Annotated in this window: 7 protein-coding genes; 2 read left to right on the top strand and 5 right to left on the bottom strand. The window is 72.2% G+C overall.

The window, feature by feature from the left end; all coding sequences use genetic code 11:
• Positions 1 to 18: 18 nt before the first annotated feature.
• From AC07RM_RS00690 to AC07RM_RS00710, 5 genes are read right to left on the bottom strand one after another with little or no spacing between them, the layout of a single operon-like run.
• On the bottom strand, positions 19 to 963 hold the full coding sequence (locus tag AC07RM_RS00690) for an alpha/beta hydrolase family protein (protein ID WP_479669154.1): 945 nt from the start codon (positions 961 to 963) through the stop codon (positions 19 to 21).
• Positions 956 to 1,771 (bottom strand): serine aminopeptidase domain-containing protein, encoded by an 816-nt coding sequence (locus AC07RM_RS00695; RefSeq protein WP_296775749.1) that lies wholly within the window; start codon positions 1,769 to 1,771, stop codon positions 956 to 958. Before AC07RM_RS00695 ends, AC07RM_RS00690 begins: the two co-directional genes overlap by 8 nt.
• Entirely contained in the window at positions 1,771 to 2,556 is a 786-nt protein-coding gene (locus AC07RM_RS00700; RefSeq protein WP_495332217.1) for a 4'-phosphopantetheinyl transferase family protein, read from the bottom strand. Before AC07RM_RS00700 ends, AC07RM_RS00695 begins: the two co-directional genes overlap by 1 nt.
• The gene (locus AC07RM_RS00705) at positions 2,553 to 7,562 is read right to left on the bottom strand and encodes an amino acid adenylation domain-containing protein (RefSeq protein WP_495332219.1); all 5,010 of its coding nucleotides are present in this window, start codon (positions 7,560 to 7,562) and stop codon (positions 2,553 to 2,555) included. The genes AC07RM_RS00700 and AC07RM_RS00705 overlap by 4 nt, the downstream gene beginning before the upstream one ends.
• Complete coding sequence (locus AC07RM_RS00710; RefSeq protein WP_495332221.1) at positions 7,559 to 14,788, bottom strand: amino acid adenylation domain-containing protein; 7,230 nt, start codon at positions 14,786 to 14,788, stop codon at positions 7,559 to 7,561. Before AC07RM_RS00710 ends, AC07RM_RS00705 begins: the two co-directional genes overlap by 4 nt.
• A 567-nt stretch (positions 14,789 to 15,355) precedes the next feature.
• Here AC07RM_RS00710 and AC07RM_RS00715 point away from each other — a divergent pair.
• Positions 15,356 to 16,129, top strand: a complete 774-nt coding sequence (locus AC07RM_RS00715) for a TIGR04325 family methyltransferase (RefSeq protein ID WP_495332223.1) — start codon at positions 15,356 to 15,358, stop codon at positions 16,127 to 16,129.
• A gap of 153 nt (positions 16,130 to 16,282) precedes the next feature.
• The gene (locus AC07RM_RS00720) at positions 16,283 to 16,900 is read left to right on the top strand and encodes a LexA family protein (protein ID WP_479669159.1); all 618 of its coding nucleotides are present in this window, start codon (positions 16,283 to 16,285) and stop codon (positions 16,898 to 16,900) included.
• The last annotated feature ends 91 nt before the right edge of the window (positions 16,901 to 16,991 follow it).

Genomic DNA, 16,991 nt, shown 5'->3' on the forward strand with positions numbered 1-16,991 from the left:
TTGGAATTCCGTGAGGGGTTACTGCGGCGCGAGCGCGCCCGCGATGGGCGGCTCGAGCGGGGCCGCGGCGGTGCCGGGGCTGCGGCGCTCGGCGGCGGTGCCGCGGGCGCGGGCGATCACCCAGTCGCCCACGGCACCGAGGAACAGCTGCTGCCCCCGGGCCGTGCAGACCGTGTGATCGAGGTCGCGCAGGAAGTCGTACTGCGCGGCCTGCAGGAAGGGTTCGTCGCGGAACGCGCCGAGCTGGTCGCGTCCGCGGTCGCTGACATGCAGCGAACCCGAGTAGAGGAAGTGCAGCGCCACCTGGCGCGCCCACAGGCGCCGCATGGTGGCGCGGAACCAGGCTTCGGCGACGACCGGCGGCAGCTCCTCGCTGAAGAAGCCCGGCAGCGGCCGCGCCGCGCCGGAGCGCGACAGCCAGCGCGACAGGCCCCGCCCGATCCAGCGCCGCACCTTGCCCGCGAAAGCGGGGTGGGCGGGCGCGGCCAGCGCGCGGCGCAGCGTGCGTTCCCAACGCGCGCGCCGCTGCGGAAAGGCGAAGCCGTCGAACAGCGACAGGCCGATCACGCGCGCATCGACCATGCCGGCGCTCATCGCATGCTCGGCGCCCGAGCACATGCCGACGATCACGAAGCGGCGGATGCCGAGCCGCGCTTCCACCAGGTCCATGGCCGCCTGCAGGTCGTGCACCGCGCGCAGCGCCAGCGGCACCGCGCTCGCGCCGCCGGGCGCCTCGCTGTCGCCGATGCCGCCGAGGTCCAGCCGCAGGCTGCTCATGCCTTGGGCGGCCAGCGCATGGGCCAGCTTGACGTTGATGCGCCGCGGCCCGACGCGGTGGTTGGCGCCCATGTTGAGCATCAGGCAGCACACCGGCAGCGGCTGGCATTGCACGGGCTCGGTCAGCATGCCGAGCAGGCCGTCGCCGTGGCCGAAGCGCACCGGGCTTTGGGTCATGTCACTCATGGAGGGCCCCTTGCAGGCGGTGAAGCGCATCGGCCGGAACCATGGCGCTGTTGGGATAGGGATCGGCGGTCCAGTCGAGCCGGTGCTGGAAGTAGGCAAGGCGCACCGGCATGTGGCGCGACTGCTGCTCGGCCGCCCACTGGGCGGTGTGGGCCTCGTCGGGACGCGCGAGCACCAGCGTGTCGTGCAGCGCGGTCAGCGGCAGCGAGGCCGGTACGAGCGCCGAGAGCTGGGCGCGCAGTTGCGTCGAGAGCGACACGCCCAACGCCTCCTCGGGCACGGCCTGGGCATCGCGCAGGTAGCCGCGCCGCCAGCCGAGGTCGGGGATGCAGAAGCTGGTGTCGACCGCCTCCACGTGCCGCTCGCGCAGCATGCGCGCATAGCGCGGGCCATCGATCACGGGCTCCCACAGCACCAGCCGGGCCGGGTCGCAGCGCCCGTTGCGCGCCGCGAGCACGGCGAGGGTGGCGCCCAGGCGCGCGCCGACCCAGACGATGCGCGCGTCGGGCGCCAGCCCGCGCAGCGTCTCGTGCGCCGAGCACAGGTCGCGGCGCCAGCCGTCGAGTTCGCCCGAACGCTCGTCGCCGGGCGAATCGCCGGTGCCGTGGAAGTCGAAGCGCAGGGTGGCGATGCGCGAGCGGGCGAGCCGCTCGGCCAGCACCTTGAAGAAGCGGTGCGTGCGCAGGCCTTCCTGGCCGAAGGGCGGGCACAGCAGCACCGCGGTGTCGCCCGGGTGCGCCTGTTCGGCGGGATGGAACAGGCCGAACAGCTGGCGCGAGGCCGGCCCGAACATGAGCGGGCGGGCCATCATCGCGCCACCTCCACGCCACGGACCGGGTCGCCGGCGAAGGCCGCGCCCGGGTTGGCGCGCAGGGCCTGCATGGCGAGCATCTGCGACAGCGCCTCGGGCGTGTCGAACAGCGTCTCGGGCGCGCGCCATTCGGCGAGCGAGGCCACGCTGCCGGGCCGCGCGGGCGCCGGGCCCACCACCAGCCACAGGATGCGGCCGCCCAGCGGGACCTCGACGCTGCGCAGCTCGGGCCGCAGGCCCACCTCGACCGTGTCGGGCCGCACCCGCAGGCCCAGGCCGATGGCCTTGAGGCAGGCTTCCTTGCGCGTCCAGCAGGTGAGGAAGGCGAGCCCGCGCCGTGCGGCCGGCAGCGCGAGCAGGGCCTCGTACTCGCGGGGCGTGAAGTGGCGCTCGGCCAGCGTCAGCGCGTCGGGCACGGGGCGCAGGTGTTCCACGTCGGCGCCCAGCGGGCCGCGCGTGCCGACCGCGATCAGCGCCAGCGCATGGCTGTGGCTCAGCGAGAAGCGGATGCGCGGGCGCTCGGGCATCCACGGCTTGCCGAACGGTCCGCAGACCAGGCACAGCGTGTCGGCGCGCAGCGCGCTCTGCTCGGCCAGGGCCCGCCGCAGCGCGACATGGGCGGCGATGAAGCGCTCGCGGTCGATGCCGAAGTGCAGGCGCGAGGCGCGCACGCGCTCCTCCTCGGACAGCTCGCGTTCGCAGTCCGGGTCCAGCCGCAGGTCGAGGTCGACGTAGCGGCACACGGGCGCGTCGATGGACAGGGCGTAGCTTGTCACGTTCATGCCCGGTCCCCGCGCAGCCAGCCGCTGAGGGTGCGTCCCAGCAAACCGAGCGTGCGGCCGGGGGGCGGCACGCGCTTCGGGCCCCCGGCCTCGGCCGGCGTGATATCCGCGGAGGGCGGCGAGGCCGCCAGCTGCGCCAGGTTCTCGAACAGGTAGCGGCGCGGCTCGACGCGGTGGCCCAGGGTCAGCGCGGTCCGCTCGACCGAGCGCTGCACCAGCAGCGAATCGCCGCCGAGGTCGAAGAAGTTGTCGCTGGCGCGGATCTCGTTGACGTCGATGCCGATCACGTCGGCCCAGATCTGCGCCAGCCGCGCATGCTCGGGCGGCAGCACGTCGGCGAGCGGCAGCGCGGCCGCGGCGGCCTGCGGTGCCAACGCTTCGGGCGGCTCGGCCGCGAGCTTGCGCAGGTAGGCGGCGCTGGGCGAGCCTTCCTCGCTGGCCAGTTGCGCGAGCGTCGCGTGCGGGCGGTCGGCCGCGCGGCGCAGCAGCTCGAGGTAGCGCTCGCGCAGCCGGGCGCCGGTCTCGCGCAGGTAGATGTCGGCGTTGTAGATCAGCGCGCCCTCGAGCCCGTGCGGGGTGTCGAGCAGCCACACGCCGATGTCGTCGGTGGCGCCGCGCTGCAGCAGGTGCATCTGCTGCGTGCGCAGGCTGCCGATGCGCGAACCGCGTTCGCGCGCATCCTGGAACGAGAACATCGTCTGGTAGGCGCCGGCCGCCCGGGCCGGGCCGCCGGGCTCGGCCACCAGGCGCTCGAACGGCACCTGCTGGCAGGCCATCAGCGCGAGCAGCTCCTGCTTCACGTAGCGCAGGTACGCGGGCAGCGTCAGGCCGAGGTCGATGCGCAGCGACACCGGCAGCATGTTGTTGAAGACGCCCATCACGTTCTCGGTCTCGGGCTGCTGCCGGCCGCGCACCGGGTTGGCGACCACGAGGGTGTCGCTGCCGATGGTGCGGCTCATCGCGAGCGCATGGATCGCGAAAGTGAACATGCTGAGCGTCACGTCGAGTTCGCGCGCGGTCTCGCGCAGCCGCTGGGTGGCGGGCAGGTCGATGGCGATCCATTGCGAACCGCCCTGGCCGCTCCTGCCGGCGCGGCGCGGCATGTCGGTGCGCGGCAGGCGCGGCGCGGCCACGGCGGCGGCGCGCTCGCGCCACAGCGCGCGCTGCGCCTCGAACTCGGGCGTGGCCATCCAGCCGGCCAGCCACTCGGCATAGTCGCCGTGCGTGGTCGCGAGCGCGGGCAGCGTGTGCGGGCGGCCGCGTTCGGCCGCGTCGTAGAGCGCGGCCAGCTCGGCCTGCAGCAGGTCGAAGGACCAGCCATCCCAGACCAGGTGGTGCGGCACGAACACGAAGACATGCGCGTCCTCGTCGATGCGGAACAGCGCGGCGTGCAGCATCGGCGCGCGGTGGATGTCGATCGGGCGGTCGGCCAGCTCCTGCATGCGCTCGGCGAGTTCGGCCTCGCGCTGGTCGGCCGGCAGCTCGCGCAGGTCGATCACGGGCAGCGAGAAGTCGACCGCGCGGGCGATCGACTGCACCGGCGCGCCGTTGGCCGGATCCACGCCCATGCAGGTGCGCAGCGCGGGCTGGCGGCGGATGATCTCGCGCAGCATGGCCTCGAAGCGCGCGGCGTCGAAGGCGCCGAGCAGCCGCTGCGCCGAGGGCGCGTTGTAGACCGAGCGGCCCGGGTGCAGCTCCTCCATGAAGCGGATGCGTTCCTGCGACGGCGTCATCGGCGCCAGCTCGCGCTCGAAGTGGCAGGGCAGTGCGGTCTGACGCGTTTCGCCCGCGCCGCGCAGGGCGGTGATGGCGGCAGCCAGCCGCTGCGCCGTCGGCGCCTCGAACAAGGTGCGCAGCGGCAGCGCCAGATCGAACTCGCGGCTCAGCAGCGTGGCCAGCCGCGCGGCCAGCAGCGAATGGCCGCCCAGGGTGAAGAAGTCGTCGCCCATGTCCATGCCCGGCAGGCTCAGCACCTGCTCCATCGCCGCGAGCACCTTGCGCTCGATCTCGTTGGCGGGGCCGGCACCGCGCTGCACCACCGCGCGCGGCATGGCGCCCGGCGGCGGCAGCGCGACGCGGTCGAGCTTGCCGTTCGGCAGCGTGGGCAGCACGGGCAGGGTGACCACGTGCTGCGGCAGCATGAAGGCCGGCAGGTTTTCGCGCAGGTGCTGCATCAGCGCGCCGAGCTCGAAGGCCGCGCCCGCGGCGCCGGGCTGCAGCGCCAGGTAGGCCACCAGCCGCACGTCGCCGGGCCGGTCCTCGCGCGCCACGACCACGCTGCGCGACACGCCCGCCGCCTCGTTGCAGCGCGCCTCGATCTCGCCGGGCTCGATGCGGTAGCCGCGCACCTTGACCTGGAAGTCCAGCCGTCCCAGGTGCTCGAGCAGGCCGTCGTTGCGCCAGCGGCCACGGTCGCCGGTGCGGTAGATGGCGGTGGCCTGCCCGAGGATGCGCGCGCTGACGAAGCGCTCCGCGCTCAGTTCCGGCCGCTCGAGGTAGCCGAGCGCGAGGCCGTCGCCGCCGATGCAGAGCTCGCCCGGCACGCCGACGGGGCAGGGCTGCAGCGCGGCATCGAGGATCCAGACGCTGGTGTTGTCAATCGGCTGCCCGATCGACACGCCGTGCGCGGCGATCGTGTCGCGTCGCATGTTCCAGGCCGTGGACCAGACGGTGGTCTCGGTCGGGCCGTAGACGTTCCACAGCTGCGTGCAGCGCTCGAGCAGCTCGAGCGCGAGCCGCCCGCGCACCGGCTCGCCGCCGATCCAGCCGCGCAAGCCGGGCGCGCCGGGCCACTGCGCGTCGAGCAGCAGCTGCCACATGCCGGGCGTAGCCTGCAGCACGGTGACGTCCTCCTCCTCGAGCAGCGCGCGCAGGCGGCGGCCGTCCATCGCGGTCTCGCGCGGGACCATCACGATCTCGGCGCCCGCGGCCAGCGGCAGCAGCAGTTCGGCCACCGCGATGTCGAAGGACAAGGTGGTGACCGCGGCCAGCCGGTCGCCCTCGCCGAGGCCCGGCGCCTTGCGCATCGACTGCAGCAGGTTCGCCACCGCGCGGTGCGGCACGCACACGCCCTTGGGCGTGCCGGTCGAGCCCGAGGTGTAGATGACGTAGGCCGCGTCCTCGGGGCCGGCATCGTCGCCACTGGGCGGCAGCGCGCCCGCGGGCGCGCGCTGCCAGGCGGTGTCGCGGTCGAGTTCGAACACGCGCTCGGCGGCATCGGCACGCCAGCCGCGCGGCGCGGTCGCGATGTCGGACGTGGTGAGCAGCAGGCCGAGGCGGGCATCCTCGGCGTAGTGATCGAGCCTTGCCTGCGGAAAGCCCGGGTCGAGCGGCACGTAGGCCGCGCCCGACTTCAGCACCGCCAGCAGCGCGACGACCATGTCGATGCCGCGCTCCAGGCACAGGCCCACGCGCTGGCCGCGGCCCGTGCCGCGTTCGCGCAGCGCATGCGCGAGCCGGTTCGACTGCGCGTCGAGCGTGCCGTAGCTGCAGCGGCGCGCGCCGTCGCGGATCGCGGGGCGATCGGGCTGCAGCAGCGCGCTGGCCTCAAAGCCGGCATGCGCGAACGGCAGGCCCGCCAGCGGGCTCGGCGCGGGCTGCAGCGCGAGCAGCTCGCGCGCCGCCTCGGGCGAGAGCAGCGCCAGCCGGCCGATGGGCTGGTCCGGTGCCTGCACGGCCGAGCGCAGCAGGCACTCGAACATGTCGAGCCAGCGCCGCACGCTGGCCTCGTCGAACAGGCCGGTGTTGTACTGGGCCTCGACCAACAGGCCGCCCTCGGCCGGCCGCAGGTTGAGGAACAGCTCGAAGTTCTCGTAGCGCCGCGGCACCGTGTCCTGCGTGACCGCGAGGCCGGCGAAGTTCTGTGCGCTGCCGGCCACGTCGGGGTCGAGGTTGAACATCACGCTCACCAGCGGCTGGCGGCTCGCGTCGCGCTCCAGCGAGAGCTTGCCGAGCAGCGCGCCGTAGGTCAGCGACTGGTGCTCGAAGGCGTCGAGCACGGCCGTGCCGCATTCGCCCATCAACGCGTCGAAGCGCAGTTGCCCACCCACCGCGAGACGCAGCGGCAGCAGGTTCACGCAATGGCCGACCAGCCCCGGCATGTCGCGCGAGAGCTGGCCCGAGGCGGGAATGCCGATCACGATGTCGTCCTGCCCGCTCAGGCGGTGCAGCGTGGCGGCGAAGGCGGCCAGCAGCCCCGCGAACAGGCTGGTGCCGGACTTCGCGCTCGCGGCGCGCATCGCGCTCATCAGCGCGCGATCGAGCCCGCGCTCGATGCGTTGCGAATCGAAGCCGCGCACCGCCGGGCGCGGCCGGTCGGTCGGCAGCTCGAGCACCGGCAGGGTACCGGCGAAGCGCGCCAGCCAATGGTCCACATGCGCCTGCATGGCGGGCCCGGCCGCCTCGGCGGCTTCCTCTGCCGCGAAGGCCGCGTAGCTCGGCGCGGCGCGCAGCGGCAGGCCCTCGCCGATCTCGTCGGCATAGAGATGGCCGAGCTGCTCGGCGATGACCGCCCACGACCAGCCATCGCACACCACGTGGTGCGCCGACATCACGAGTTCATGCTCGGCATCGCCGAGCCGGTACAGCGCAGCCCGGAACAACGGACCCTGCTCGAGCGGGAATGGGGTGCACACCGCGTCTCGGTGCGCGGCGTCGAGCGCCTGCGCGCGGCCCGTCGCATCGAGCGTGCGCAGGTCGCGCAGCTCGAGGGCCGGCGCATCGCCGCCGCCGACCAGCATGCTGCGGCCGTCGGGCGAGAGGGTGGCGCGCAGCGACTGGTGGCGCTGCACCAGCCGCGCCAGCGCGCGCGACAGGGCCGGGCCATCGAGCGTGCCGCGCAGCCGCAGCAGCACCGATTCGTTGTAGGCCAGCGAGGCCTCGGCGCTCAGCATGGCGCCGAGCCAGACCTCGCGCTGCGATTCGGTGGTGGGAATCACGCACTCGACGCTGCCGAGGATCGGCGCGGTGTCGATGGCGTCGGGGGTGGGGCGAAGCACGGCGTTCATGCAACCACCTTCGCGTTCGCGCCACCGGCCGGGGCCGGGTCCGCCAGCACGGGCAGCGCGGGCAGCGCGCCGCCGTCGACGGTCGGCACGTACCAGAAGGGCTGGCCGTCGACGTCGCGGGCGAGCACCGAGCCGTCCTGCGCGTTCCTGCGCACGTCGAAGCTCAGGGGGCTGGGCGCGCGGCGCGGCAGGAAGTCCGACTCCTGCAGCTCGGCCACCGAGGCCTTGAACGCCGCCTGGATGGCCGCGATGTCCTGCGCGCCGTGCGCGCTGGTCAGGAAGCAGGGGAAGTTGTCGAGGATGTGGATGCCGCGGCTGCGCATCATGGCGAACAGCAGGTCCTGCAGCGGATGCTCCTCGAGCCAGTGCACGCGCCAGAGCGATCCGCAGTGCCGTATGGCGATCGGCGCGCCGACCTCCAGGCACCAGGCGCTCAGTTCGTCGGCCATGGCGCCGGTGCGCTGGTTCAGGCCCTCCTGCAGCGCCGCGCCGGCCTCCTTCAGGTGCATGAGCGCGGCCTTGGCCGCGGCCAGCGCGAGCGGATGGCGCACGAAGGTGCCGGCGAAGTAGGTGACGCCGACGCCCGGGATGGAGTCGTCGCCGTACTGCCAGGCGCCGCCGTCGAGCGCGTCCATGTAGGCGCGCCGGCCCGCGACCACGCCGATCGGAAAGCCGCCGCCGATGACCTTGCCGTAGGTGGCGAGGTCGGCGCGCACGCCGAACAGCGCCTGCGCGCCGCCGAGCGCGACGCGAAAGCCGGTGATGACCTCGTCGAAGACCAGGCAGCAGCCGTGCTGCTCGGTGATGGCGCGCAGCGCGTGCAGGAACTCGCGGGGCTGGAAGTCGGGCCGCCGGCTCTGCACCGGCTCGACCAGCACGGCCGCCAGCTCGTCGGCATGCTCGCGGATGAAGGCCAGCGCCTCGGGCGTGCCGTAGTCGAGCACGCGGATGTCGCCGAACATGCCGCTCATCACGCCGGGCGCGGCGGACAGGCCCTTGGCATTGCGGCCCGCGCGCACCAGCACCTCGTCGAAGGTGCCATGGTAGGAGCCGGTGAACACCACCACCGTGCTGCGGCCGGTGACGGTGCGCGCGATGCGCAGCGCCGCCATCACCGCCTCGGAGCCGGTGTTGCAGAGGGCGGCGCGGTCGCTGCCGGTGAGCTCGCAGACCAGGCCGGCGACGTCGGCCGCCAGCGGATGCTGCGGGCCGATCTCGTAGCCGGCGTCGAGCTGCCGGCGCACCGCCTCCTGCACGAAGTCGGGCTGCCAGCCGAACATGTTCATGCCGAAGCCGTTGAGCGCGTCGACGTACTCGTTGCCGTCGATGTCCCAGAGCTTCGAGCCCTTGGAGCGCTCGACCACGATCTGGTAGGCGATCTCCTTGGTCAGCGGCCGGAAGCCGTTGACCACGCGCGGATCGGCCATGTGGGGCCGGTTGTCCTCGGTGAACTGCTTGCTGCGGCGCGTGCGCTCGACATAGCGGCGCACGAAGGCCGCGAGCCGCGCCTGCTGCCGCGCGCTGGGCTCGGCCGTGCGCTGGGTGTGGATGCGCGCGATGGCGCCGAAGGCCTTGGCCACGTCGTAGCGTTGCGGCAGGCTCGCGACCGGGGCCGCCTCGGCGGTGGGGTGCGGGACTACGGCGGGAGCAGGCGCGATCGAGGCGGCGCCAGACAGCAGCGTGAGCTGCTGGCGCATGATTTCCATTTGCTGCGCAATCAGTTGTGACAGCTGGAATGCGCCTGCGTTTTCATCGAGCCGCGGGACCGCGATCGCGGGCATGACAGGCATCGCGGCGGCGCTCGGCGCCTCGTCCGGCAGGCTCTGGCGCAGGAAGGCGCCCAGTGCATCGAAGCTGCGGTGCTTCTCCATCAATTGCCGGAAGCTCAGCTCGACCTTGAAGTGCTTGCGGATCTGCGTCGCGGCCTGCGTCAGCGTCAAGGAGTCGAGCCCGAGTTCGGCGAACGGCGCATGCCCGTCGGCCTGCGCCATGTCGAGGCCGCAGATGTCCTCGAACAGCGCGCGCAGGCGGGCGTCCAGCGTGGACGCGGACGCGGGAGGAAGGGGCGAGGGCGTTGCAACGGTCACGGTGGACTCCAGGGCGATCGGGGGGACGAGGGGGGCGGCGGCTGGCGTGGCGGCCGTGGCGGAAGCGGAAAGAGGGGGCGCGATGTCGACCCAGCAGCGCTGGCGCTCGAACGGCGTGGTCGGCAAGCGCACGCGCCGCGCATCGGTTCGGTTCGACAGGCGCGCGAGCTCGATCTCGGCGCCGCAGGTCCACAGCCGCGCAAAGGCCAGCCGCAGCAGCGCCACCTCGTCGGCCGGATCGCCATGCAGCAGCGACACCGCCGTGCCCGTGTGCTGGCGCGCGAGCGTGGCCAGCGTGTTGCGCGGCCCGGTCTCGACGAACAGCGGCTGCGACAGCCGCGCGAGGGTGTCGCGCAGCGCGGGCGAGAAACGCACCGTGCCGCGCACATGCTGGGCCCAGTAGGCGGCGCTGGTGGCTTCCACTTCACCGAGCGGCTGGCCGGTGAGCGTCGAGACGATGGGAATCCGCGGCGCGCGCAGCACCACCTGCCGCACCAGCGCCTCGAAGGGCGCGACCACCTCGTCCATCATCGAGGAATGGAAGGCGTGCGAGGTCTGCAGCGCGCGGCTCGCAATGTCCTCCTTCAGCAGCGAGGCCTGCAGGGCGGCGATGGCCTCCGACGGCCCCGCCGCCACGCAGGCCGTGGGGCCGTTGTCCGCCGCGAGCGAGAGCGAGGGATCGAGCCGCGCGAGCAGCTCGGCCGCGCCGAGGCGCACCGACAGCATCGCGCCCGCCGGCTGCGCCTGCATCAGCGCGCCGCGGCGCGCGACCAGGCGGGCCGCATCCTCGAGCCGCATCACGCCGGCCAGCACCGCCGCCACGAACTCGCCGACGCTGTGGCCGATCAGCAGCTGCGGCCGGGCGCCGAGCGACAGCAGGCGGCGCGCCAGCGCGTATTCGAGCGTGAACAGGGCCGGCTGCGCGACGGAGGTCGGCAGCAGGGCCTGCGGATCGCCCGAGAACATGCGCTCGCGCAGGTCGACGTCCAGTTCGCCCGCGAAGGCCGCGAGGGCGTCGTCGAAGGCGGCCGCGAACACCGGGTCGCCACCGTGCAGCGCCCGGCCCATGCCGGCGTACTGGGCGCCCTGGCCCGGGAACATCAGCACCAGCTGCGGCACCCGCGCGCCCACGCTGCCATTCGCGCGCCACGGCGAGCCGGGGTCGCGCAGCGCGGCCACCGCGTCGTCCGCGCGGGCCGCCACCACCGCGCGCCGGAATGCATGCGCCTTGCGGCCGACCGCGAGTGTGTGGGCCACGTCGGCCAGCGAATCCTCGGGATGCATCTCGAGGTGTGCCGCGAGGCGCTCGGTCGCCATCGCCAGCGCGGCCTCGGAACGCGCGGCCAGCGGCAGCACGTGCATGCCCTCGTCGGGCGCCGAGGGCGCGCGCGCGGGCGCCTCCTCGACGATGACGTGGGCATTGGTGCCGCCGACGCCGAAGGAGCTCACGCCGGCACGGCGCAGCGTCGCGCCGCGCGGCCAGGGCTTCGGTTGCGGGTTGACGCGAAAGGGCGTGCGCTCGAAGCCGATGGCGGGATGCGGCTCGCTGAAATGCGCGGTCGGCGGAATGCATTCGTGCTGCAGCGCCAGCGCCGTCTTGATCAGTCCGGCCGCGCCGGCGGCCGTGACCATGTGGCCGACGTTGCTCTTGAGCGAGCCCAGCGTGCAGAAGTCCAGCGCATCGGTGTGCTCGGCGAAGGCGGTGGCCAGCGCCTCGACCTCGATCGGGTCGCCCATCGGCGTGGCGGTGCCATGCGCCTCGACGAAGGAGATGCTGCGCGCATCGACCCGGGCCGCGGCGAGCGCCGCGCGGATCACCGCCGCCTGCCCGTCCACGCTGGGCGCGGTGAAGCTGGCCTTCGCGCCGCCGTCGTTGTTGACGCAGGCGCTGCGCAGCACGGCATGGATGGTGTCGCCGTCGGCCTGCGCGTCGGCCAGCCGCTTGAGCAGCACCACGGCCGCGCCGTCGCTGAAGACCGTGCCCTGCGCCTTGGCGTCGAAGCTGCGCGTATGGCCGTCGGGCGAGAGCATCGCGCCTTCGTTGTAGAGGTAGCCGCTGCGCGGCGGGCAGGTGACCGCGGCGCCGCCGGCCAGCGCCATGTAGCACTGGCCGCTGCGCAGCGCATGGAAGGCCTGGGCCACCGCGACCAGCGAGGTCGAGCAGGCGGTGTGCACGCTGACCGCCGGCCCGGTGAGGTTGAGCCGGTGCGCGACGCGGGTGGCGATGTAGTCCTTCTCGTTGGCCAGCATCGTCTGGAACTCGCCGACCGCCTCGACCAGGTCGGGCCGGGTGCTCAGGTGCCGCTGCGCGTAGCTGGCGTTGTACATGCCGGCATACACGCCGACCGGGCCCGGCGCGGCATCGGGCACGTAGCCCGCGCGCTCCAGGCATTCCCAGCAGATCTCGAGGAACACGCGCTGCTGCGGGTCCATCAGCGCGGCTTCCTTGGGCGCGATGCCGAAGAAGGCCGCGTCGAAGTCCTCGATGCCGTCGATCACGCCGCGCGCCCGCACGTAGGCCGGGTCGCGGCGCAACGCATCGCTCACGCCAGTGTCGAGCGTGGCGTCGTCGAAGAAGCTGATGCTGTCGCGGCCGGCCACGAGGTTGTCCCAGAACTGCTCGACATCGGCCGCGCCCGGAAAGCGGCCGGCGGTGCCGATGAGGGCGATGGCGTCGACATCGGCGTCGGCGGCCACGGCACGTTCGCGCGGCGCTTCGATGGCGGCGCGGGCTTTCGCCTTGCCGCCCGGGCGCAGCCGGGCCGCGATGGCGGCGGGCGTGGGATTGCTGAAGAACAGGTTGGTCGACAGCGGCGCGCGCTGGTCGCGTCGGTCGCGCTGGAGCACGGCCAGCACCTGCAGCACGCGCATCGAGTCGCCGCCCAGGTCGAAGAAGTTGTCGTGCCGGCCGACCTCGGCGAGCTGCAGTGCGTGCGCGAAGGCCTCGCACACCGCCTGCTCGGCGGCATCGCGCGGCGCCTCGTAGGCCTGCGCGAGCGCGGGGCGTTCGCCGGCCGGCTCGGGCAGGGCCTGGCGGTCGAGCTTGCCATTGGGCGTGAGCGGCAGCCGGGGCAGCCACAGCTGGGCCGAAGGCAGCAGCGCGGCGGGCAGCCGGGCCGCGAGGTGGGTGCGCAGCGCCTCCCAGGGCAGCGGCTGCGCACGCGCGACCAGGTAAGCGACCAGGCGCAGCGCGCCGCCTGCATCGGGCCGCGCGGCGACCGCGCAGGACTGGATGGCCGGATGCGAGAGCAGGGCGGTCTCGATCTCGCCGAGCTCGACCCGGTGGCCATGGATCTTGACCTGCCCGTCGCGGCGGCCGACGAACTCGATCGTGCCGTCCGGCAGCCAGCGCGCCAGGTCGCCGCTGCAGTAGAGGCGGTCGCCGGCCGCGCCGAAGGGGTCGGCGACGAAGCGCTGGGCGCTCAGCGCGGGCTGGCCCAGGTAGCCGCGCGCCAGGCCATGGCCACCGATGCAGAGCTCGCCCACCAGGCCCGCCGGCAGCAGCGCGAGCGAAGGGCTCAGCACGCGCAGCACCGTGTCCTGGATCGGACGGCCGAGCGGCACCGAGCGCAGCGTGTCGGGCAGCACGGCGGGAATGCGATGGGTGGCCGCGAAGGTGGTGCACTCGGTCGGGCCGTAACCGTTGCTGAGCACCAGCCCCGGCAGCGCAGCGAGCGCGCGCCGCACGTGCGGCAGCGACAGCGCCTCGCCGCCGGTGATCAGGTGGCGCAGGCCCGCGAGGTGGGCGGGATCGTCGTCGACCACCGCATTGAAGAGCGCGGCCGTGAGCCAGGCCGTGTGCACGCCGTGCCGGGCGATGGTGCGCGCGAGCCCCGCGCCGGTGGGCAGCCGTTCGTCGTGGACCACGCAGCAGCCGCCATTGAGCAGCGGCCCCCAGATCTCGAGCGTGGCCGCGTCGAAGCCCAGCGGCGCGGCATGCAGCATGGACAGGCCATGGCCGAAGGCGGCGAAGTCCGAGCCGACGACCAGGCGCAGGATCGCGCGATGGCAGATCGCTATGCCCTTGGGCGTGCCGGTGGAGCCCGAGGTGTACATGAGGTAGGCCAGCGATTCGCCGTCGACGTCCGGCTCACGCCAGCTGCCGCGTGGGCCGTCATCGGCGCTTGCATCCACGCGCAGCAGCGGGGTCGACGGGGGCAGCAGCGCATCGAACGCCTCGGTCGTGATCGCCAGCCGCGCACCGGCCTGCGCCAGCATCGCGGCGACGCGCTCACGCGGTTGCTCGGTCGGGATCGGCAGGTAGGCCGCACCGGCCTTGAGGATCGCCAGTTGCGCCACCACCGCGTCGATCGAGCGTTCGAGCACGAGAGCGACCGTGTGGCCAGCCTGCACGCCTTGCTGTTGCAGGCACTGCGCGAGTACGTCCGAACGCCGGTCGAGTTCGCGGTAGCTCAGGCGCGCCTGGCCCTGGACCAGCGCGATGGCGTCGGGCACGGCGGCGGCCTGGGCGCGGAAGCGGCCCGTCACGGTCAGCGTGCGGTCCAGCGGTGCCACGGGGCGGTTCCACTCGGCGAGCTGCCGTTCGCGATCGGCCTGCGGCAGGCCGCGGATCTCGGCGATCGGCGCGTCGGGGCGCGACAGGAGGTCGGCCGCCGTGTCGGCCACTGCCGCGAGCAGTTGCTGCAGCGAGATGGCATCGAGCCAGCCGGCGGCGGCGTCGGCATGCAGGCAGGGGGGCTGGGCGCTGAAGCGCAGCCGGATCGGCGCGGGCAACGCGGCGGCGTCGATGGCATTGATGGCATCACGCAGCCACAGCACGGCGGGCCGTTCGGCGGGCAGCGGCGTGGCGCTTGCCTCGCCGCGCTGGCGGTCGATGGCGGCGATCCATTCGCCAGCGGTCGGCGCCGCCTCCCAGGCGAAGGACGAGGCGAATGCATCGTCGGCGCTCGCGGCCTCTTGCAGCACCGGCGCGGGCTGGCCCAGCCAGCGCGATTGCAGCAGCACCCAGGCCGCGGCCCACGGTGCGTCGGGGAATCGGTGGGCGCTGCCCGGATGCCGCGCCGCGTCGCTCGGCAAGGGCAGGGTGGCCGCCAGCCTCGGACCGGCGCCGCGCCCGGAGCGCGACGCGAACAGGTCCTCCCATGCGAGGTGCCGGCTTTCCGGGAGCTCCGGAAACATCGTCTGAATGTCCATATCACCGTCCGATTCGAAATTGCAAAAGACAGCGAAAAAACAGCTTCGAACGGCTATTGATTCGACGACGCAAGAGGTTGTTTGTTATGAATTTGTGTCGAAATAGTAGGAGGTTTGAAGATGTGCGTGGGCCCTATTTGAAAGGCCAATTACGTTTGGACTTGTTTATTTCAGATGGGAACTACCGAATTTCGATTAAACGAGGTAGCCATTTGGCTTTTCGGCCGGAAAAGCCTGGCGATGGCTCTCGCGATGGGTATGCCGGGCCCGTTCCAAGGGCGGTTTCCCTGGAGAAATCCGAGTTTTCTCGAAGCATCGCAGCGAGTGCGAGCGGGCTGGAATAGTGGCGTCCAGGGCTGGCGGGAAAAGGGCGGATCGGCTCTTCAATTCGGATCGACGCGATTTCAATTGCGCAATCTGAGGCGCGAGCGTTATTAATTCATCCGACTCGTAAGCAGAATCGAAAAATCGGCCGGGGATTTGTAATTTCCGGAAATCGCAAGCAGCATCGGCCTCGACGCGAACAATCAATTCTTTCGAAAGGGGCCTGCAATGCTCTCGAACCTGCTGGCGCGGCTGCCCCGCGCGAACGCCTACCGGCGCAAGTTCCTCGACAACCAGGACGACAACCTCTTCATGGGCTCGTTCGAGAGCTTCGCCGCGGCCGAAGCGGGCGCGCCGCCCTCCAAGGCGGTGGGCTACGACAACGCGCAGGCGGCCACGCAGCTCTACAGCCATCAGGTCTACTTCTACGACTACCCGGCGCTGTTCTGGCTCGGGCGCTCGCTCGAGGACGGCATGACGCGGATCTTCGACCTCGGCGGCCACGTGGGGATCAAGTACTACGCGTTCCGCCGCGTGCTGCCCTATCCCGATGGCCTGCGCTGGACCGTGTGCGACGTGCCGGGCGTGGTGCGCGCCGGCGAGGCATTGGCGTTGCAGCGCGACGCGGCGGCCCAGCTGGGCTTCACCACGGCGCTGGCCGACGCCAGCGGCTGCGACGTGCTGTATGCCTCGGGCAGCCTGCAATACCTGCCGCAACGGCTGTCGGAGATCCTCGCCGCGCTCGCGGTGAAGCCCCGGCGCATCGTGCTGAACACCACGGCGCTGCATCCCGATCGCACCCTCTACACGCTCAACAGCATCGGCTTCGCGGTCTGCCCCTATCGCATCGAGCATCACGACGACCTGATGGCGCAGCTCAAGCAGGCCGGCTACCGTCGCCGCGATGGCTGGCGCAACGAAGGCAAGCCGATCGAGGTGCCGTTCGTGGACGGCGGCGACAAGGCCTATTACGCGGGCTGCTGCTTCGATCTGGCCGGCTGATCCGGCACCCGCCCGCGCCGCGCGCATCCCGCCTGCATGCCTGGCGCAGGCGTTGCGGCGGAGGTTCGTTTCCCATGGATGGGAGAGTGAAGCTAGCCAGAACGTCTAGCTATGATTTATTTTCCATCCATCGGAGGACCTAGCCTCTAGACTATGAGCATTCATAGACTGATCCGCGAAGGGCGCCGACGGCTCGGGATGAGCGAGCAGCAGTTTGCTGACGCCGTCGGTGTGAGTCGGGGTGCAGTCCAGCAATGGGAAAAAGCCGGGGGCACCGCACCCAAGCGCGCCAACCAGCCGCGCGTTGCCGAACTGCTCGGCATCTCCGTCGGCGAACTGCTCTCGGGCGGGCCGAACATCAGCCAGGGCACGGTCATGCGCGCTGAGGTGCCGCTGGTGTCCGAGGTCGAGGCCGGCAACTACACGGTCATCGACAACTTCAAGCCACGCGGCAATTTCGAGACCGTCCCCGTGACGGTCCCGGTCAAGCGCCACACCTATGCGCTGCGCGTGCACGGCGACAGCATGGCCAGCGAACTGGGCGACTCTTTCCCCGAGGGCTCGATCATCGTGGTCGAACCCGACCTCGAGGTGCTGCCCGGCGACTACGTCATCGCGCTCAACGAGCACGCGCAGACCACCTTCAAGCAACTGGTCAGGGATGGGGGCGAGTTCTACCTGCGGCCCCTCAATCCGCGCTACCCCATCAAGCCGCTCGGCGCGGCGCGGGTGATTGGCGTGGTGCGCGAATTCAGCAAGCGCTTCCGTTGAGAGTCGCGCGAGCGCAGCGTTGCGGGGCGCCAGGTCGATTCGGATAGATAGAATTGCTACTCATTGATATATTTACTATCAATCCGATCTC

The sequence above is a fragment of the Variovorax sp. GW821-FHT09B05 genome (genome assembly GCF_059418265.1).